This is a genomic window from Desulfosporomusa polytropa (assembly GCF_055380075.1).
This window is the reverse complement of record NZ_AP042400.1, coordinates 4860944-4880375: the sequence shown is the minus strand read 5'-3', so window position 1 is coordinate 4880375 and position 19432 is coordinate 4860944. Positions and strand designations below refer to the sequence as shown.

At 45.5% G+C, this 19432-nt stretch carries 18 protein-coding genes; 2 read left to right on the top strand and 16 right to left on the bottom strand.

The window, feature by feature from the left end; all coding sequences use genetic code 11:
• Positions 1-50: 50 nt before the first annotated feature.
• The 7 genes from ACZ449_RS24460 to ACZ449_RS24430 all read right to left on the bottom strand — a co-directional run bounded on the left by ACZ449_RS24460 (position 51) and on the right by ACZ449_RS24430 (position 8223).
• A complete protein-coding gene (locus tag ACZ449_RS24460; protein WP_464258651.1) occupies positions 51-326 on the bottom strand; it encodes an HU family DNA-binding protein in 276 nt (91 codons plus the stop codon).
• Between the two features lie 96 nt (positions 327-422).
• Positions 423-1595, bottom strand: coding sequence for a nucleoside triphosphate pyrophosphohydrolase (gene mazG, locus ACZ449_RS24455; RefSeq protein WP_464258650.1), 1173 nt, complete (start codon positions 1593-1595; stop codon positions 423-425).
• Positions 1596-1597: 2 nt separating this feature from the next.
• A complete protein-coding gene (locus tag ACZ449_RS24450) occupies positions 1598-3199 on the bottom strand; it encodes a putative polysaccharide biosynthesis protein (RefSeq protein WP_464258649.1) in 1602 nt (533 codons plus the stop codon).
• Positions 3200-3381: 182 nt separating this feature from the next.
• Positions 3382-3951, bottom strand: coding sequence for a stage V sporulation protein T (gene spoVT, locus ACZ449_RS24445; RefSeq protein WP_464258648.1), 570 nt, complete (start codon positions 3949-3951; stop codon positions 3382-3384).
• A 193-nt stretch (positions 3952-4144) separates the two neighbouring features.
• On the bottom strand, positions 4145-7453 hold the full coding sequence (mfd, locus tag ACZ449_RS24440) for a transcription-repair coupling factor (protein WP_464258647.1): 3309 nt from the start codon (positions 7451-7453) through the stop codon (positions 4145-4147).
• Between the two features lie 105 nt (positions 7454-7558).
• The gene (locus ACZ449_RS24435) at positions 7559-7807 is read right to left on the bottom strand and encodes an anti-sigma-F factor Fin (protein ID WP_464258646.1); all 249 of its coding nucleotides are present in this window, start codon (positions 7805-7807) and stop codon (positions 7559-7561) included.
• Positions 7804-8223: a hypothetical protein gene (locus ACZ449_RS24430; RefSeq protein ID WP_464258644.1), complete on the bottom strand. Its 420-nt coding sequence runs from the start codon at positions 8221-8223 to the stop codon at positions 7804-7806. Before ACZ449_RS24430 ends, ACZ449_RS24435 begins: the two co-directional genes overlap by 4 nt.
• Positions 8224-8528: 305 nt before the next feature.
• Here ACZ449_RS24430 and ACZ449_RS24425 point away from each other — a divergent pair, with 305 nt between their 5' ends.
• A complete protein-coding gene (locus ACZ449_RS24425; RefSeq protein WP_464258643.1) occupies positions 8529-9509 on the top strand; it encodes a bifunctional UDP-sugar hydrolase/5'-nucleotidase in 981 nt (326 codons plus the stop codon).
• 54 nt (positions 9510-9563) lie between these two features.
• Here ACZ449_RS24425 and ACZ449_RS24420 read toward each other — a convergent pair whose 3' ends face one another.
• The 5 genes from ACZ449_RS24420 to ACZ449_RS24400 all read right to left on the bottom strand — a co-directional run bounded on the left by ACZ449_RS24420 (position 9564) and on the right by ACZ449_RS24400 (position 13678).
• Positions 9564-10442, bottom strand: coding sequence for a peptidoglycan DD-metalloendopeptidase family protein (locus tag ACZ449_RS24420; protein ID WP_464258642.1), 879 nt, complete (start codon positions 10440-10442; stop codon positions 9564-9566).
• 292 nt (positions 10443-10734) lie between these two features.
• Positions 10735-11700, bottom strand: a complete 966-nt coding sequence (gene glpX, locus ACZ449_RS24415) for a class II fructose-bisphosphatase (protein WP_464258641.1) — start codon at positions 11698-11700, stop codon at positions 10735-10737.
• 100 nt (positions 11701-11800) lie between these two features.
• The gene (gene fsa / locus ACZ449_RS24410) at positions 11801-12445 is read right to left on the bottom strand and encodes a fructose-6-phosphate aldolase (protein ID WP_464258640.1); all 645 of its coding nucleotides are present in this window, start codon (positions 12443-12445) and stop codon (positions 11801-11803) included.
• Positions 12446-12494: 49 nt separating this feature from the next.
• Positions 12495-13130 carry a hypothetical protein gene (locus ACZ449_RS24405; protein WP_464258639.1) on the bottom strand — a complete coding sequence of 212 codons (636 nt, stop codon included), beginning with the start codon at positions 13128-13130 and terminating at the stop codon, positions 12495-12497.
• A gap of 143 nt (positions 13131-13273) precedes the next feature.
• Positions 13274-13678 (bottom strand): response regulator, encoded by a 405-nt coding sequence (locus tag ACZ449_RS24400; RefSeq protein WP_464258638.1) that lies wholly within the window; start codon positions 13676-13678, stop codon positions 13274-13276.
• Positions 13679-13891: 213 nt separating this feature from the next.
• On the opposite strand from ACZ449_RS24400, the gene ACZ449_RS24395 reads away from it, so the two are divergent.
• The gene (locus ACZ449_RS24395) at positions 13892-15640 is read left to right on the top strand and encodes a DUF6044 family protein (protein ID WP_464258637.1); all 1749 of its coding nucleotides are present in this window, start codon (positions 13892-13894) and stop codon (positions 15638-15640) included.
• Here the strand turns inward: ACZ449_RS24395 and ACZ449_RS24390 are convergent.
• The 4 genes from ACZ449_RS24390 to rpoE form a co-directional block, all read right to left on the bottom strand.
• Positions 15637-16209 (bottom strand): Yip1 family protein, encoded by a 573-nt coding sequence (locus tag ACZ449_RS24390; RefSeq protein ID WP_464258636.1) that lies wholly within the window; start codon positions 16207-16209, stop codon positions 15637-15639. The two genes, ACZ449_RS24395 and ACZ449_RS24390, sit on opposite strands and share 4 nt — an antisense overlap.
• A gap of 12 nt (positions 16210-16221) precedes the next feature.
• Positions 16222-17151, bottom strand: a complete 930-nt coding sequence (gene sppA, locus ACZ449_RS24385; RefSeq protein ID WP_464258635.1) for a signal peptide peptidase SppA — start codon at positions 17149-17151, stop codon at positions 16222-16224.
• A gap of 87 nt (positions 17152-17238) precedes the next feature.
• Positions 17239-18852, bottom strand: a complete 1614-nt coding sequence (locus ACZ449_RS24380; RefSeq protein ID WP_464258634.1) for a CTP synthase — start codon at positions 18850-18852, stop codon at positions 17239-17241.
• Positions 18853-18956: 104 nt separating this feature from the next.
• Positions 18957-19370 (bottom strand): DNA-directed RNA polymerase subunit delta, encoded by a 414-nt coding sequence (gene rpoE / locus ACZ449_RS24375; protein ID WP_464258633.1) that lies wholly within the window; start codon positions 19368-19370, stop codon positions 18957-18959.
• Positions 19371-19432 lie beyond the last annotated feature (62 nt).

Here is a 19432-nt window from a genome sequence, read left to right as displayed (position 1 = left end):
AAAACCAGGTTTAAAAAACCTGGTTCATCGTAGGCTTGTCCAGTTTAACTTTACGCGTTTACGATATCTTTTAATCCTTTGCCCGCTTTAAATACTGGATTTTTGGAAGCTGGAATGGTAATCTCGTTGCCAGTTTGCGGATTACGTCCTTTGCGTTCCTCGCGAGTCTTCACTTCAAAAGTACCAAATCCAATAATTTGCACTTTATCATCATTGGCTAGGGCTTCTTCAATAGCGGCAAATACAGAATTAATAGCTTTTTCAGCATCCTTTTGAGTCATATCAGCCTTTTGGGCTACTGCTTTGACCAGATCAGTTTTATTCACATCGTGTCCCCCTAACATAAATCGATTACGTTTAGCTTTATTCGCTACGTAATTTTTTATTCCTGCTATGATTAAAAAATTTGGTAAAAAAACTCATCACTTGGCCTCTTTTTCCTTGGCCTTTTCCCATAACACATCAAGATCAGCCAAATTCGTGTCTTTCCAGGCTATATTTTGTTCTTTGAGCTTAGCCTCAATATAGTTAAACCGTCGCCTGAATTTATTATTTGTCCGGCTAAGTGCTGACTCCGGGTCAATACCCATAAACCGGGCCAAATTGACAACAGCAAACAGCACATCGCCTAATTCATCTTCGGTTTTATCAGCACGCTCGGCTTCAGGTAACGCTGCTGCCTCTCTTAATTCTGCCAGTTCTTCTGCTACCTTATCCCACACTGGGCCAATTTCCGCCCAGTCAAAACCAACCTTAGCTGCTTTCGCTTGCAGTTTATACGCCGCCATCAGGGTCGGCAGACCGATAGGAATCCCGTCAAGCACCCCTGGCCTTTCGCCAGGCTTTTCCCGTTTTTTAATCTGTTCCCAATTAACCATAACCTCAGCCGCATCACGCACCGTTATTTCCCCAAACACATGTGGGTGGCGACGCACCATCTTTTCGGTAACCGTATCCACCACGTCCTGCATACTAAATCTGCCGCTTTCTTCAGCCACACGTGCATGGAATATAATTTGGAGCAATAAATCGCCAAGTTCTTCGCATAATTTGACGCCATCAGCCAATTCAATAGCTTCCAGTACTTCGTACACTTCTTCTACAAGATAGCGGCGCAGCGTAAGATGTGTCTGTTCCATATCCCAGACACATCCACCAGGCGAGCGCAGGCGGGCCATGACGTCCACCACCGGCTTAAGTGAAAATACCGTACTGGACACCGGGCGAGGCGGCACATATACACTGGTAAGGTGATCGATGCCGTCAAGCCGGTCAAGCTCAAGCAGTCTTACTTTGGTTATCTGCTCTGCCGGCAGGCCCAGATGACGAATAACGGTAACCTGGTATTCGTCGCCATAATAGCCCCGTAATGCTGTTTTTGCAGCTGACGCCACTTGGCAGCTATCTACCTGGGTAATAAATAAGCCAGTTACTAGATCAGGGGGTAAAAGCACCCCCTCGCCAGCATCCACAATTGTCACACTGGCGCTTGGCTCCACACCCAGTCTTGTATACAATGCCTCCAAAAGTTTCCTGGTCTCTAGTGCCAGATGTTTACAGCTACCAGGACCAAGTCCGAAAATAGTGATTCCCATAGTTATCGCCTCAACAGTCGTAATTTCGTTAAAATAATCGCCAATTTTTCACCTATCCGCGGCAATTGCTCAATATCACGGCACGCAACCCCACCAACTAATAAAATGACAATACCAAATACTACTCCACCCACACTAATGGCCCCCAAGGTAGCCACGCTATTATGGAGCGTTTGGCTCATGATAGCATCATAACTGAGCAGCACAACACCCCCCATGACAACAGAAGCTGCCCCTGTTTTTAAGGTGTCCTTAATATTGAGACTAAAACCAACATATCGGTATACGAAAAACATATTTAAAAGCGCTGCCACGCCAAAGTCAGCAACAGTGGCCCAGGCGGCCCCCATAATACCCAAGGTGGGCATGGCGGTAAGTACCCAGCTCATAATGATCTTTATCACCGCAGAAACACCCATATTAATAACAGGAATAGCTGTATGCCCCAATCCCTGCAGCACGCCGGTTGTGACCTGGTGTATGCCTAGAAGGAAAATGCCGACCGCTAAAATGGCAATAGACGTGCCCGCGTTGGGTGTACCATACAACATCAGTGAAATAGGTGTAGCCAACAAACACAAACCCACAAAACTAGGAATGGTAATCAGGTTGGAAATCCGCATTGCTGTAGCTATTCGCTGATAAATCAACTGCTTATCACCAAGCGTATAAGCTTCCGATACAGCCGGAACCAAACTTGCAGCAAGCGATGCCGTCAAAATGGTTGCCAAATTGACAAGTGGCACCGCCATACCGGTGAGATAGCCAAACAACTCGGTAGCCTGTTCTACGGCATAACCAGCCACTTCTAACCTGGCTGGCACAATTAACAAATCAATATTTGATACCACTGGCAGCATGATATTAGCCAGCGATACCGGCAATGCCAGCTTCACAATTCGGCTGATAATACTCACACTAGATTCCTGGGTAATCTGAGGCTGGGTTTCCATCTTATGCTTAAAGCCTGGTTTGTGCCGCCAATAAAAATATAACAATACCAACAGGCCGGCGGCAGCGCCCGGCCCGGCCCCAAAGCTGGCTCCAGCAGCGGCAAACTCCAGACCATGCGGCAACAGGATATAGGCAAAGGCAATCATTGTGACAACTCGGAAAAGCTGTTCAAAAATCTGAGAAACTGCCGTAGGTGTCATCATTTGCAGCCCCTGAAAGTAACCTCGATAACTGGATAACACGGTTACAAAGAAGATAGCCGGCGCCAAAGCAGCAATGGCATAGTAGGCGCGAGCATCACGAACAAAGTGCTGTTCAATCAGCCACCCCGCACCATAGTACAATAGAAAAGTAAACACAACGCCGGTAATCGCCAATACCCCCAACGAAATACGGAAAACGCGATTTGCACCGCGATAATCGCTGCGAGCCAGTTTTTCAGCTACAATAATAGAAATAGCGACCGGGATACCAGCTGACGAGATACTAAGCGCCAACAAGTAAATAGGATAAGCCATCTGGTACAGGCCTACCCCCTCACCGCCTAACAGACGAGATAGCAAAATGCGGTTAACCGAGCCGATAATTTTAACAACAATACCGGCTACCGTCAAAATCAACGCACCTTTTAAAAATGTATCTTTACTCAATACCGAGTCATTCCTCTCCAAATCTGGTCTATTTGGCCACTTTACCTATTATAGCAAAATCTTCCTGCCATTAAAACAATAATTAATAACCTTAATGAGTGCGTTAAAATAATATAAAAGTAGCGAACTTAACAGCATTGTTATTGTCCGCTACTTACGTCACTTCGCCTATTTTGTAACTATTATTGAGCCATTTGTTTTGCCAAAAATCCTGCTGCGGTTTCGGCGAGCTTAACCTCCATATCAGACATTTGTATTCCCGGTTCCTTGGAGCAGATAATAACAGCGCCGATGGCATCGCCTTCCACAAGAATAGGAGCTATAACCTCTGCTGTGAATTTACAGGTTTCATCATCGTCGCATTGAGAGGCGCAGCCTTGACAGTGTTTGTACTCACCCGGATTGCTAATTAAAACAGGTTTACGCTCCTCCATCACCTTTTCTACTGCTGGACCAAGAGGCTTACTCAAAAACTCTTTTTTAGCGCCACCTGCGACCGCGACTACATTATCACGATCTGCGATTAAAATAATATGACCAATGGCCTCAAACAAAGACTCAGCATATTCTTTGGCAAAATCCCCCAACTCCCCAACAAGAGAGTATTTTTTGAGAATAACCTCGCCCTCACGGTCGACATATATTTCGAGAGGATCGCCTTCACGGATTCTAAGAGTTCGTCTAATTTCTTTGGGTATTACAACCCGGCCTAAATCATCAATTCTGCGTACAATTCCGGTTGCTTTCACCATTATCCCCCTTTCTACAGCTTTAGCAGACTAGATTTACTTCGAGACAGTTTGAAAAATAAAGTCAGATAAAACCTTGCAAGGCAAACTCCTGATTACTCAGTAACTATCTTACACTTTCATTGATAGTAGTATATATCTGGGGGATGTGTTTTATTCATTTTTCTGGCTACAAAACCAATGTATAAGTTTCAACTTATTCCGAATCTGCAACACCAGCCAAACAGGTAAACAACTTGGTTAAAACTTCTATCAGCGGCAGGGTTAGCCGGGAAGTAGCAAGCCGCATGGTCTCCGGCGGCCCAGGATGCAAGGACAACTTACCGGGAAAAAGGTTCCTGGCTTTGACTAAGCCGCCTTCAGCCACATTAGGCGTATCACCAAAGGTAATTTCCACCCGTCCGCCTTGTTCGGCGATCAAACGAACCCCAAGCTGGCGTGCCAAATTCTTGATCCGGGCGACACCTAAAAGATTGGTGACTGGTAGCGGCGGCTCGCCAAAACGATCAATAAGTTCATCAATAAGCTCTGTCAAATGCTCTTCCTGACGGATAGCGGCAATACGCTGGTATATTTCAATCTTATGCATAGCATCACTGATATAATCACCAGTAAGATAAGCATCAAGCGTGAGTTCAATTGTCGGTTCAGGCGGCAGCAAAGTTATCTTGCCTGTTTTAAGCTCCTCAACGGCTTCATCTAACATCCTACAGTACATCTCAAACCCGACACTAACAATATGACCATGCTGCTCTCGTCCTAAAAGATTGCCAGCTCCCCGTATCTCCAAATCCCGCATGGCAATTTTGAAGCCCGAACCAAGCTCAGCAAACTCTTTGATAGCCTGCAGCCGTTTCTCAGCCACCTCTGTTAATACTTTGTCTTGACGATAGGTAAAGTAAGCATAAGCCATCCGATGAGAGCGGCCAACCCGCCCGCGCATTTGATACAACTGGGACAACCCGAAATGGTCGGCATCATAAATGATAATAGTATTAGCATTAGATACATCTAACCCATTTTCAATAATGCTAGTGCATAATAAGACATCGTCCCGACCTTCATAAAAGTCAAGCATAACCTGCTCCAGCAGTTCTTCCGGCATCTGCCCATGACCTGTTTTAATAGTGGCATCTGGCAATATTTCAGTCAGACGCTGACGTATTTTATCAATGGTTTGTACCCGGTTATACACAAAATATACTTGACCGCCGCGTTTCAATTCGCGAACAATGGCCTCCCGGATAATTTCTTCGTTATACTCAACAACATAGCTTTGCACCGGAAACCGATCCTCCGGCGGAGTCTCAATAATACTCATATCCCGCGCACCTACCAATGACATATGCAGCGTACGGGGGATGGGGGTAGCGCTTAAGGTAAGCACATCCAGATTAGCGCGCCACCTTTTCATTTTTTCCTTTTGTGCCACCCCAAAACGTTGTTCTTCGTCAACAATTAAGAGGCCAATATCCTTAAATACCACATCTGATTGTAATATTCGATGTGTTCCAATAAGCACGTCAACTTGACCGAGGGCTAGTTTTTGCAGGGTTGCCTTTTGCTCGCGGGCACTGCGAAACCGGCTGATAACGTCAACTACAGTACCGAAATCGCCAAAGCGTGAACTAAAGGTTTGATAGTGCTGCTGTGCCAGCACAGTTGTAGGTACCAACACCGCCACCTGCTTGCCACCCATAACGGCTTTAAAAGCAGCCCGAATAGCCACTTCTGTCTTGCCAAAGCCGACATCACCACAAAGCAGACGATCCATAGGACGCGACTGTTCCATATCGTGCTTAACCTCAGCAATAGCCTGCAGTTGATCTGGTGTTTCTTCATAGGCAAACGCATCCTCAAATTCCCGCTGCCAGGGTGTATCTTGGCCAAAGGTATACCCCACCTGCAGTTGCCGCTGAGCATAAAGCACAATCAGCTCTTTAGCCATGTCAGCCACAGCCGCCTTGGCCTTAGTCTTAACCTTCAACCAGTCACTGCCGCCCATTTTGCTAAGGCGAGGCACTTCGCCCTCAGAGCCAATATATTTCTGTAACAGCCCCACCTGATCAGTCGGTACATATAGTTTATCATCGCCAGCGTAGCGAATATGGAGATAGTCTTTGTGAACGCCGCCTACTTCCAGTGTTTCTACGCCGACATATTTGCCGATACCATGATTGACGTGAACCACATAGTCCCCAAGATTGATATCACGGAAGTAGGTAATTTGCTGGTCCTTGCCCACACGAGGCCGCCGTTTTTTCTTCTGCCGTCCGAAAATATCAAACTCAGTCAGCACCACAAGCCTAGCCTGTGAAAATTCAAAGCCGCCAGACAGCGCGCCAGTCAACACCACAACAGCGCCCGGTATCAGCGGCATGGGACCGACCTGCGCCCTAATTGTGGTTATCCCTTCATCAGCCAGATTCCGTTCGATATTAACAGCCTTATCCTCACTGGACATATATAAGGCAATAGTATACCGTTTATCCTGCCAATTTTTGATTTCTGTAACTAGCAGTTCAATCTGACGGTGAAAAGGTGCAATACTTTTAGCAACAATGCTAATAACCTCGGTGGGCTGTGTATGAGGAATCTTTTGCAACAACAACGATAAATAAATTACATTATATGCCTGGCAAGCTGCCACCAGATCGCCCCATGAAAAAACCCGCCGCTTACTATCTGGATTTTCCTTAACCAACTTAGTCATCTGTTCCCTAAGCCGGGCTGGTTCATCCAGAATCGTGGTAGCGCTTACCGGTAAATAAGACACAAATACAGCTGCTTTTCCACTGTGCTCGGCTTCGGTTATCGGCATAATATCGGCCAATGTCATATCTTGCACCGAGCGCTGGCTAACCGGATCAAATTCACGCAGCGAGTCAATTTCGTCACCAAACAATTCAAGCCGGAGTGGTACACTCCGGTTAATAGCAAATATATCAATAATGCCGCCGCGAACACTGAACTGTCCGGCACTATCCACCTGGTCGACCCGTTCATAGCCAAACGCAACTAATGAGCTGATAAGCTCTTCCCGGCTTAGCACACTATCATTAGCTATTGTTATGCGACTGTTTAAAAACTCTTGTTTAGGCAGTACTTTTTGCATCGCAGCTTCGGCAGTGGCCAAAACAATCAACTTTTCACCCCTGGCCAGGCGATTCAAAACATCCATGCGTTTCGCCGCCAACTCAACACTCTTGGCGGCAGCAGCGAAGGTCACCATATCCAGGGCCGGCAGTTCGACTACCGGCACCTCTGGCAAGAGTGCCGCAAAGTCAGTTCTAAACACGTCAAGCGCTTCATGATTGGCCGCTATAATTACAGTTGGCCGCACAGCTGCCTGAAAAGCTGCCGCTAGAAACATACTTTTTTGCGAACCTGTTAGTCCATAAATCAAACTCTGAGCATCAGACAACGCAAATGCTGCCTGAGCCTGGCATAATGCTTTGTCCTCAGATAAAGCTGCCAATAGTGTTAAGCTTGTTTTTTCTCCCATAAAAACCTCATCTGTCTTGGTAGTACAGTACCAAAAGGGCTTTAGCCTAGGCTAAAGCCCTTACATATTTTTTTATATAGTCATTAAAAAATATAGCGCCAAGAATTAGTGAATATACCCTTTATTAATGGCTGACATACCTATTCCAATGGTATCATCCATTCCTATAGCAGTTATGCAGGTATCACATAGTGATTTTACATAGATAGCATTTTGCGTAGTATCAATCTTAATTATATCTTGACGTTCCTGGTCAGTCAAGCAATCAAAACCAAATTTAGCCTCATCTACTGCTTCTACTTCTAATGTATCAATCGGTTCCCCACAATATTCACAAGTATAGAAAATTTTCATGGATTATCCCTCTTTCTTGAATTGTTAGCAGTTTTATTCGCTAATAGCCGTACAATGGTAACATTGTAGGCCAAATGCAACGCAATGCCAGCAGCTAAACACAGCCACAGACTACCTGTCAGTAAGAGAACACCGGCACTACCTGCTCCGAACATACTATGCCCGGCAATACTTAACAGTGGTGCGGCAATTCCCTCCTTACTACCCTGCTGCCAATCATAGCCAGCCTCAATAATACCAAATACCGCATGTACCGTAATAAGGTCAGCTCCCAAATAATAAGCAAACAGCGTTTTGGCCGCTTCCTCAGCGACCGGACCGGCACTAATAATACTTACTGGCCCGAGATAACGCAGGAAGAGGCGGTTAAGCAAAAAGCTCAACCCAGCCATAAGAATGGCAATAATATAGGCCATGTTTTTCCTCGCAATAGTAGCCTGTACTCCGTGTATTTTTGCATAAGTACGACGTCAGGCATATACTTATTATTCCCCGAAAAAACGGTTGTGTATACAACAGGGCTTTCCCTGGTATTTTTTTCGTTTCATAAGTCATTTGGCGACAGGAAAAAATTGCATGAACAGCGAAATTAGTAAAAATACTAAACTATATACAACGTGTTAAAGATTTTTGCAGGTAGGTGGTGTGTTGGCAATGCATCACCTACCTGCGCCTGCAAACTTCTTGCTGCGGAATATATAGTAATTTGGGAGGGATAGCCTTGCAGAAATCTTGTAAATCGTTATTGCGCCTAGTAGCATTGGCGCTAATCGTTATCTGGTGCTTACCAGCCCTGGCGCTGGCAAAAACGAAACAACCTGAATTACCGCCAGCACCAGTTAAAGTAACACTAATGGCCACAGCTAGGGTTAACGGCCATATTATTGACTGGGATTATAAATTTCCCAGAACGGCTGAATTTGGTCTGGTAAAAGTCGCCAGCCTGATAAAAGAGCAACGCCAAAGTAACCCTTATACCATCTTAGTTGATGGCGGCAACATGCTTTCAGGTTCTGCTTTGACCGACTATTTTGCAACAACGCCGTCTAAGCTGCCTAATCCAATGTTCGCCATGTATAACAATCTAGGTTATGATGCGGTAGTGCTTGGTCAAGGGGAGCTTGCCTATGGCTCAGCCTACTTAGCGAAAACACTACCGTTGGCCCACTTCCCCCTATTGTCAGCTAATGCCCGTACCTCAAGTAAAGCCTTGTCAGCCATTAAACCCTATATCATTAAGGAACTTAATGTCGGCAAAGACAAAAAGAAAGAGATAATCCGCATTGGCATTATTGGGGCATCAACTGTCCAACCAGATACTCCTGAGTCTGCCGATCTCAAATTTACTGACCAACAAGCTGCCATTGAGGCTATCACCAAAAAAATTGGCAACAAGGTTGATGCCATCATTATTATCAAAAATGAGGGCTTAGAAGTAAACGGTATTGCAGCTGCCACTCACGGCAAATTTGGCATTACAGCCGCTACCCCTGGCAAGTTCGGCAGCAGCATCAGTAAAACCGACCTAACCTTTGAAAAGATAGGAAAAAGTTGGTTCCTTTCCCATGCTGATACAACTAGTATTCCTGCCGTCACTGCCCCGGCAGATAAGATCATGAGCGATGCAGCCTGGCCATATCATGATGCTACATTACAACACCTAGAAGCTATTAAACAGCCTATTGAAAAGCCCAAATCGTAAGAGTAAAAAAGAGAAGGCCACGTCACATTACATGCGACGTGGCCTTCTCTTTTTTTACGGCAAAAATTCCATCGGGTCGACCGGCTGGCCATCTTTTTGAATTTCAAAATGCAGATGCGGTCCTGTTGAGTTACCTGTACTGCCCATAGAAGCAATGCGCTGACCAGCCCGCACATATTGCCCCTTCTCAACAAAATAGTCATCCAAATGCCCATATAAACTTACATAGCCGCCGCCATGATCAATCATTATGGCATAACCATAGCCGCCCCGCCAGCCGGCCCAAATCACCCGGCCAGCCCGCGCAGACATAACATAAGTACCAATATCATTAGCAATATCGACACCAGCATGAAGCCGTCCCCACCGCCAGCCAAAAGCGGACGATATTTCTCCTTTGGTTGGCCAAATAAAGCGGCTAGCTGAGGCCCGCGCTACCGCCGTATCAGCCCTGCCCCAGCGTGCGCCAGGAATAAAAAGCTGTTCACCAACAGCTACCTGATCACTCGGCTTAGCATTGGCTGATTTAATTGTTTCCACCTGTATACCATATGTATGAGCAATATCCCATAAGGTATCACCGGCATTTACCTGGTGAACAACGCCTTTTGTGGGCAATATAATCAACTGATCACCGGGGTGAATAAGGTCACTACTATTAGGATTTGCTGCCATCAAGGTCTCTACATCAATATCATAGTGCTGGGCTATCCCTGATAAGGTATCTCCAGGTTGCACAACGTAGCGTCTAATTGCCATAGCTTGCGGCAATGGTGCTGACGCTTCCACAAGTGGTTGCTCGGTTGCAGGCGGAACCTTGATAGCTTCTGTCATCAGTGGCTTGGGTCCGCCAGGGGAAGCCCAGATACCGGCTAAAAGTGCAACCCCCCCCAGATAAGCCCATTGTCTAGCCGTGCATTTCGGCAGATGCACATACATCACCTCGCTACTGGTCTAATTTTGACTAACAGCTTGTAATACAAACTGTTAGCATGAACTATCCCCAGTATTAGCATAAGCGACAAATCCATAAAATATGCATAACTTGGATTATTTTTCTGAAGTTCTATATATTATGTTGTTTTTCTGATAGTATTATTCTCTATAATTAAAAAAAATCGAGATGCTTCGCTGCTCTTGCATAGCCCGATACTCAGCAGGCACTACAAACACAACAATGAAGCACTCTCGATTTATAAATTAACAATCCCGATTTTTACAATAGCTATGCCCGTTTAATGAGCATTGGTTTTTTGTCAAACTTATGAATAGCGTCAACAAACCGGACAGTACCTGTCGTGCCGCGCATTACAAGCGAATGAGTGCGGGCACCACCGCCAAAGTAGCGCACTCCGTTTAAAAGATCGCCCTGGGTGATGGCTGTTGCCGCAAAAATCACATCATCCCCCTGAACCAGTTCATCTAAAGTAAGAACCTTATTTATATCAGTAATCCCCATAGCTTTTGCCCGTTCGATATCGGCATCGCCTTCCGGCCATAATCTGCCTTGCATATCGCCACCCAGGCATTTTACAGCAGCAGCAGCCAATACGCCCTCGGGAGCACCGCCGATTCCCAAAAGCATATGTACGCCGGTGCCTTCAATAGCAGCATTGATCGCCGGAGAGACATCACCATCAGTAATCAGTTTAATCCTCGCCCCAGCATCACGGGCTTCTTTAATAATAGCAGCATGCCGTGGACGGTCAAGAATAACTACAGTAATATCTTCCACTTTGCGGCTAAGTGCTGCGGCAACTGCTTTAAGGTTCTCAGCCACTGGCGCGTTGATGTCGATTTTACCTCTGGCCATCGGGCCGACTACAATCTTATCCATATACATATCAGGCGCATGCAACAGGTGGCCGCGCGGAGCGATAGCCAAAACAGCAATAGCGCCTGGCAAGCCTTTGGCTACCAAGTTAGTACCTTCCAGCGGATCGACAGCAATATCCACTGCCGGACCGCCATGTCCCACTTCTTCTCCAATATACAGCATCGGCGCTTCATCCATCTCACCTTCGCCGATAACTACCCGTCCACTGATGTTTACGATATCGAAAGCAGCACGCATCGCATCGACAGCCGCCTGGTCGGCGGCAATTTTTTCGCCACGTCCCATCCACCGGCCGCAAGCAACTGCGGCAGCCTCGGTAACCCGTACAAATTCCAATGCTAATTCACGTTCCATAATACTACATCTCCTTAATTCTTGGAAAAATTATACCGGGCACTTGCCCGGAGCTTATCTCTACATTGAGATTGCCTGTTAAGCAACTCTCGAAATTATCTTACAGATTGGCTTTTTGCCAATCCTCCAGAAAGCGTTTAATACCTGCATCTGTCAGTGGATGATATAAGAGTGACTTTACTACCTTGGCGGGAACAGTGGCAATATGCGCTCCGGCCAGCGCTGCCTGGGTAACATGCTGGGGATGACGAATACTGGCAGCAATAATTTCGGTCTCAATACCATGGATAGCAAAAATATCAGCTATATCCTTAATAAGAGCAATACCGTCCTGACTAATATCATCAAGCCGACCAACAAACGGACTAACAAAGGCAGCTCCTGCCCGCGCCGCTAATAGTGCCTGATTTGCGGAAAAAATCAGAGTTACATTGGTTCTAATCCCTTCAGCAGCCAAGGCACTCGCTGTTTTCAGACCATCCAGTGTTACCGGAACCTTGATTACCACGTTATCGCCCAGCTTGGCCAGTTCACGCGCTTCCGGCAACATCTGTTCAAACTCAGTTCCAATAACCTCGGCACTTACTGGCCCCGGTGTTAGTGAAGCAATTTCCTTGATTACTTCCTTGATATCTTGTTTTTCCTTAGCAATAAGCGATGGATTGGTAGTTACTCCGGCCACAATACCTATTGGCAAAATTTCCTTGATTTCGCCAATATTAGCTGTATCGAGAAAAAATTTCACAGGTAACTCACTCACCTTTTCTCATTATTATCTATAGCAGCGAACATATTCACTTACGGCTGGTGCGCCTGAGTGGAGCTATTTCAATAACCCCCATAGCCGATATTCTCGCCAAATCTTGCTCATCCTTGGCTGAAATCAGCAGTCTCCCTTCGCACTGAGGACAAGAGAGTTCAACAGCGTCGACAAGCACATCAACCTCAACATCAGTATTACCACAAGAGCAGTATACCCCCCCCTGCTCAGCAATATCATGAATTTTATTTAAAATCTCCAGTAAAATTTGTGAATTTTCTACCTCTGAACCGTCGGATTGCCCGGCCATCTCACTGGCCAGACTAGCAACTTCTTGCTTATGCCTAGCAATAGTCGCGGCAATTGCTTCCGCACTACCGACAAAACCCAATTCCAAATTTGCCTGGTCACAATATATTTTACTTGCTTTTGGCTGGCGAAACAGGTTGCTGTCAAGAAAAATTAGATGATTGGTTTCGCATACTACACAAGGAATATCAAGCAGATATTGACGCCGCCCCGCACTAGATATAGCCCCTTGTACTTGACCGCAGCTACAAACAAGTTGACATGCGGCGTTATTGATAGCAAACCGGGAGACATTATGAAGTTCAATTTTGCCGCATCGCGGACAATACAGCGCTAATGTAGAGACAGCGCTAATGACCATGGATATCCCCCCTTTGCTTCCTGTATTTCGCCACCTGCGGAAAAAATCCTGCCTGCTTGCTACAACTTAGCAACAACAGGTAAAAAGTGAACGGCCAACAATAACCCCGGGGATCTCTGCCCCGGGGTTATCTACCGTGAATGTTAGCCAATCATACTCTGACGAGTATCACCAAAAGTAGTACCAATATTATCGTGGATAATCTGGCAAAGAGACATAATATCAAATGGTTTGGTGATATAATCGCGCATGCCGATTTCCCTGGCCTCATTTACCATGTCCAACTCACCATAAGCTGTCATCATAATGACCTGATCACCCTGGCCTTGGCGTTTAAGCTCTTTTAGCGCCGTAATCCCATCCATGCCTGGCATCTTCATATCCATCAAAATGACATTGGGATGGGCACTTTGTGCAGCCTGTATACCCTCGTAGCCATTAGCGGCTGTAATTACTTGATAACCTTCATCCTGGAGAACCTCGGTTAGCAATCTCCGAATCCCAGGTTGGTCGTCAATTACCAGAATGGTTGCTTGGGAATTGCTCATGTAATGCACCTTACTTTCTCGCAGTTTTAATTGAAAAATTAAATTATTCCTCCTTGATGTAGATACTATTCGCAATCAATTAAAATTCTCCTGCTAATTTATGGAAAATTAAGGAAATATTTTTTCGGATTTTTCTAATTTCTGTGAAATACTTCCTAAACTAACCAAAGTTGTGCTACACTTTATAGTGAAATCACTTCGCGAGGTAATTGTATGCAACATAAACTACTAGTACTACGCAAGTTGTTACCCTGGTTTACCAGCCATAAAGCGGCCTTATTTTTTTCCTTTCTGGTAGTGGCTTATGTAACGCCTTTTATTGTTTTACGGCAAAACGCCCATTTTACCATTAATGATAACCTAGACTGGATTACCGCTTGGCTAGTACTTGTTAAAAGCGGTAAGGTATTTGAACTGACCGGAACCGTCAACCAGATGCTCGGAGAACTGCCTCGCAGTTGTCTACCTAGCGGATTTAATGTTATTACCTGGCTTTACCTTATCCTGCCACCTTTTCGCGCTTACCTAATTAATCTCATACTTGTTCATCTTACCGCTTTCGTTGGTATGTATCTTTTGCTTAAGCACTATGTCCTGCCAGCTAACCATCAGACTTGGTTGACTTGGGCTGGTGCCGCTTCGTTTGCTACCCTCCCCTTTTATACTGTCTATGGCCTGTCAATCGCCGGACAGCCCTTACTATTCTATGCAATGTTTAATGCCTATTATGATAGAAAAATGACAGTTACTATTTTCATCATTGTCATTTTTGCATTGTATTCGTCGCTGCCGCTTGTCGGTGTCTTTATTTTGGCAGTTCTAGGACTGGCTGCCTGCTATGATTACTGGCAGCACCGTCGACCGCACCCGAAATTTTGGGGAGCAATCGCTCTCTTAACCTGTTCGTATGTTATAACCGAAATATGGCTGATTTATAATGCCTTCTTCAGTTCAGGCTTTATATCAAGCCGTGAGGAAATTAACCGTCTGCTCTTAGGACAGGCCCGGGACTGGCACGGCGTACAATCGCTTATTGTAGAAAACTTAGTGAATGGCCAGTATCATGCGGTTAGCCTGCATAAATACATTCTCGGTATCGCTGTGCCGCTGGCACTCCTTACTGGCTGGCGACACAAACGCGAATATAAAAGCATCGTGCTGTTATTGACACTCGCGCTCGGTATATCAATTTTTTACGGATTTCGCTATTCGGAATTCTTTATTTCAGCCGTAGCAGGCAGCAGCTTTTTAAATTCCTTCCAAATCCAGCGTTTTCATTGGCTGCACCCACTGTTATGGTATACCATCTTTGCTTTATGCCTGTCCGTTATCGCTAATATCCGCTATATTGGCAAAATACTAGCTGTTCTTCTGATTACTTTGCAGCTTGGTTTTCTGTTTGGCAATAACATTGAGTATGACTTAGTCTTAAAAAAGCAAGCAGGCATCTCAGTTATCGAGAACAGTTGGCTTTACGAAAATATTAGCTATGGCGAATTTTTTGCTGACAGCCTATTTCAAAAAATAGACAACTACATTGGCCGTCCGAAAGAAGACTACCGTATAGCGACTATCGGCATTTATCCGGCCATAACCCAGTATCATGGCTTTTATACCCTAGACGGCCGACTTAATATTTACCCACTTGCTTATAAACACGCTTTCCGCCAGATTATCGCCAAAGAACTTGACAAAAATCAGTTTTGGCAAAACTATTTTGATAACTGGGGCATAACCTGCTACCTATTTCCCGCAGAGCTTGAGTATTATCAGGTACGCAAGGCTTATCAATTAAAGCTCAATCATCTGGAACTGGATAGCCAGGCTTTTAAAAAATTAGGCGGCGAATATATTTTATCCGCCGCCGAAATAACAAACTATCAGGAAAATGGTCTTGAGTTTTTACAACATTTTAGCGAAGGATGGTCAGTCTGGGAAATTTACCTATACCGGGTTCGCTAAAAATGAAGTGGGAATTCTAGTAGGGCTGCGCCGAGAAAAATAACAGCCGCGATAATTGCTCCAATTATCGCTAGCAGAGGAGCAAGGAGCACAAGCACGGCTTTAGCACCAGATAAACCATGTGCACCGCGAATAGCCGCTACACTCAGTGACAGAGTCCAGATAACTACAAGCAAACCGATGAATCCAAAAGCTATGCCTCGCAGGTTATCTGGCAGCAGCGCGGCAATAACTCCCAGCGGTATTACAGCCACCCGCGGCAGGTGGGAAAATCCTAAGGCCGCGAACAGGCCGACAGCGGTTCCGTGACCACCTGCCAACTCAGCAACAAAGTTCAATACTGAGGCGCCCACTACCCAAAAGAACAGGCTGCCGATAAAGTGCAAAACAAACATACTGCCTAACGCTGGCGCGCCTTTAATCCCCGTATATACTGCCCACACCGGGACAAGCATACCAACGGTAAACATTACCAATGCTTGCCCGGTTAGTTTTTTTTGAGCAATCGTTTCCATTGCTGCCCTTGGGTTGAATAAAACATCATAAATAGTTTCCAATAAATTACCCATACAAATCCCCCCTTAATAGCTCTGGGGTACGGCCGCCGGGCCGGCCGAAGAGAGTATTTCCGTAAGCCGCTTAAGTATCAGTTGATCGGGATTATGAGTATCTTGCGCACCTAATAAGGCTTCTATAGCGTTGAGCTTGCCATATTCAACAATTTCCGGTCGCCCCTGAAGACCCACCATGTTTGCAGCACCGTCAATTGCGTCATACATGTTACCTAATTCATCAACAAGGCCTACTTCTTTAGCCTGGCGGCCGGTATAAATGCGGCCATCAGCCAACTCACGCACTTTAGCCGGGTCCAGATGTCGTCCCTCGGCAATGACCTCAACAAATTGGTTATACATATCATCAACCATAACTTGAATAATGGCCCTTTCTTCCTCAGTCAGCTGGCGGTCTGGTGATAAGATATCTTTATGCGGGCCGCTTTTAATTTTTTCCTGACTAACTCCAATTTTTTTGTATAATTCCTCCCAGTTGGAATACGGCATATATACACCAAGGCTCCCGGTAATGGTAGAAGGATTGGCATATATTTTATCAGTGCAAGCCGCCAGCCAGTAACCGCCCGACGCTGCCATGTCAGCCATCGAAGTAATGACCGGTTTGCCAGTAGCGCGAATTTTCTTTAGCTCTTCGCCAACTTCCTGGGAAGCAGGAACCGTACCGCCAGGACTGTTAATTCTAAGGATGATGGCCTTAACAGATTCATCATCGCGGGCAGTATGAAGTTGGCGGATAAGGGCATCTGTACCACCGCCCTCGGTAAATAAACCAACTTGTCCGCGACCACCAACAATCATACCATCAACGTAAACGATGGCAATTTTATCATGGCTGACTAGTTTACTCTGTTTCACCTTGGGAGCAATAAATAGCGCTCCTAACATGGATATGCCGATAATAAAAATCAGCAAAAGTACCACTGAACGTTTAAACATAAGCCTACCTCCTTATGTATTTGTTTGTAAAAGAAAGCTGTTGGAGATCATCCAACAGCTTTCTTTTATTATAATACCCATTTACTATTACTTTCCCAGCTTATTTGCCAGCGTCGCTTTAACAAAATCTCTAAACAGTGGGTGCGGGTTGGTCGGACGCGACTTAAATTCAGGGTGGAATTGCGTCCCTACAAACCAAGGATGATCTTTTATTTCGACAATCTCAACCAAGCGCCCGTTCGGCAAAGTACCGCCAATAACCAGGCCAGCCTGAGAAAGTTTTTCACGATATGCATTATTAAATTCAAAGCGGTGGCGGTGACGTTCATAAATAATCTCATCCTGATACGCTTGATAGGTCAATGTACCTTCCATAACCTTACAAGGATACACCCCAAGCCGCATGGTGCCGCCCTTATCTTCGATCGCTACCTGCTCAGGCATAAGGTCGATGACCGGGTGTGCTGTATTTGGATTAAACTCAGTACTATGCGCATCTGTTAAGCCACATACATTACGGGAAAATTCAATGACGGCAGTCTGCATGCCCAGACACAAGCCAAAGAACGGCACCTTATTCTCCCGTGCATAGCGAATGGCCTTAAGCTTACCTTCGATTCCACGGTCACCAAACCCACCAGGCACCAAGATACCATCAACATCGCCTAAACATGCAGCTAGATCAGTGTCCTCCGCCTCAATATCTTCGGCGTTAATCCATTTTATCTCAATTGCGGTATCATTAGCAATACCACCATGGCGCAGAGCTTCTGACACACTCATATAAGCATCCCGCAGGGCGACATATTTACCGACAATAGCAATCTGCACACTATACCGTGGATTCATGATCTTATCCACCATGTGTTTCCACTGCGTCATATCGGCTCCAGTGTCTTTCAGGTTGAGCTTTTCCATAGCAATACGGTCAAGCCCTTCCTTTTCCAGCATCAGTGGAACCTCATAGATGCTGGCGGCATTTTTATTCTGGATGACTGCATCACAGTCAATGTCACAGAATAAGGCTAGCTTTTCTTTCATCTCCTGCGAGATCTCATGCTCAGTACGGCACACAATGATATCAGGGTGAATACCAATACTTCTCAGTTCTTTTACACTGTGCTGCGTGGGCTTGGTTTTAAGCTCACCGGCTGCCGAGATGTAGGGTACAAGGGTAACATGAATATAGAGTACACCACCCTTGCCTACTTCCTTTTTAACCTGGCGAATGGCTTCTAAAAATGGCTGACTTTCAATATCGCCAACAGTACCGCCGATTTCGGTAATGACAACATCAGCATTGTCTTCTTCGCCTACCCGGTAAATGCGTTCTTTAATTTCGTTGGTAATATGGGGAATTACCTGAACCGTGCTGCCCAAGTAATCGCCTTTACGCTCCTTGCTGATAACTGACCAATATATTTTGCCAGCTGTGACATTTGAGCTTTTGCTTAAGTGAATATCAATAAACCGTTCATAATGGCCAAGGTCAAGGTCGGTCTCGCCACCGTCTTCTGTGACAAATACTTCGCCATGCTGATAAGGACTCATGGTCCCTGGATCAAAGTTGATGTACGGGTCAAACTTCTGGATGGTAACTTTGAGCCCGCGGCTTTTCAAAAGACGCCCAAGTGATGCTGCCGTGATTCCCTTCCCAAGTGAAGATACCACGCCGCCTGTAACAAAAATATATTTAGCCATTTAAAAATCCTCCTACTAACTTCCCACAATTAACTGTTGACAACCCTAATTTGCCAAAAAACCAAGCTCTCTATCCGTTAATTACATGTAGCTGCTTAGCTCAACTAAGCCTCATTTTCTTCGGTTTCTTCCTCATCTAAGTCAGCTTCGCCTTCCAATAAATGATCAGGCTCAGCACTACTCGCAGTACCCTCATTTTCAAAATCCTGTTGAATGGCAGCAAACAGCTTGGCCCGTCTTTGCATATCTTGCGGGGCTGCTGCCGGCTCTTCTGTTTCGAGCACACTAATACGCTGTGGTGACCATTCGTTTAGACCCCACATGCTTTTGCCTGTGTGCACAAACCGACTGTCCAAATTAATCCGGGTATGAACATCAGCAATAATCTGCGCTGATGCACGCATTGTACCGCCCTTAACGGCAATGGCTTGATCAATTAACTCCCGGTAGTATAACGGATGTCCTGCTGCCTTTAAAACTTGATATGCTGAATCGACTTCATCAATAGTATATGCCATAATTTTAACCTCCGCACTTAACAATCCGCGTTTTATATTCAACACCCAGAGGTAAATTCCTC

Excerpts from the sequence above, each read along its gene's own strand:
- mazG (WP_464258650.1), bottom strand. The coding sequence starts at position 1,595 with ATGGGAATCACTATTTTCGGACTTGGTCCTGGTAGCTGTAAACATCTG.
- spoVT (WP_464258648.1), bottom strand. The coding sequence starts at position 3,951 with ATGGTGAAAGCAACCGGAATTGTACGCAGAATTGATGATTTAGGCCGG.
- mfd (WP_464258647.1), bottom strand. The coding sequence starts at position 7,453 with ATGGGAGAAAAAACAAGCTTAACACTATTGGCAGCTTTATCTGAGGAC.
- ACZ449_RS24435 (WP_464258646.1), bottom strand. The coding sequence starts at position 7,807 with ATGAAAATTTTCTATACTTGTGAATATTGTGGGGAACCGATTGATACA.
- ACZ449_RS24430 (WP_464258644.1), bottom strand. The coding sequence starts at position 8,223 with ATGGCCTATATTATTGCCATTCTTATGGCTGGGTTGAGCTTTTTGCTT.
- glpX (WP_464258641.1), bottom strand. The coding sequence starts at position 11,700 with ATGGAACGTGAATTAGCATTGGAATTTGTACGGGTTACCGAGGCTGCC.
- ACZ449_RS24405 (WP_464258639.1), bottom strand. The coding sequence starts at position 13,130 with ATGGTCATTAGCGCTGTCTCTACATTAGCGCTGTATTGTCCGCGATGC.
- ACZ449_RS24400 (WP_464258638.1), bottom strand. The coding sequence starts at position 13,678 with ATGAGCAATTCCCAAGCAACCATTCTGGTAATTGACGACCAACCTGGG.
- ACZ449_RS24395 (WP_464258637.1), top strand. The coding sequence starts at position 13,892 with ATGCAACATAAACTACTAGTACTACGCAAGTTGTTACCCTGGTTTACC.
- ACZ449_RS24390 (WP_464258636.1), bottom strand. The coding sequence starts at position 16,209 with ATGGGTAATTTATTGGAAACTATTTATGATGTTTTATTCAACCCAAGG.
- sppA (WP_464258635.1), bottom strand. The coding sequence starts at position 17,151 with ATGTTTAAACGTTCAGTGGTACTTTTGCTGATTTTTATTATCGGCATA.
- ACZ449_RS24380 (WP_464258634.1), bottom strand. The coding sequence starts at position 18,852 with ATGGCTAAATATATTTTTGTTACAGGCGGCGTGGTATCTTCACTTGGG.
- rpoE (WP_464258633.1), bottom strand. The coding sequence starts at position 19,370 with ATGGCATATACTATTGATGAAGTCGATTCAGCATATCAAGTTTTAAAG.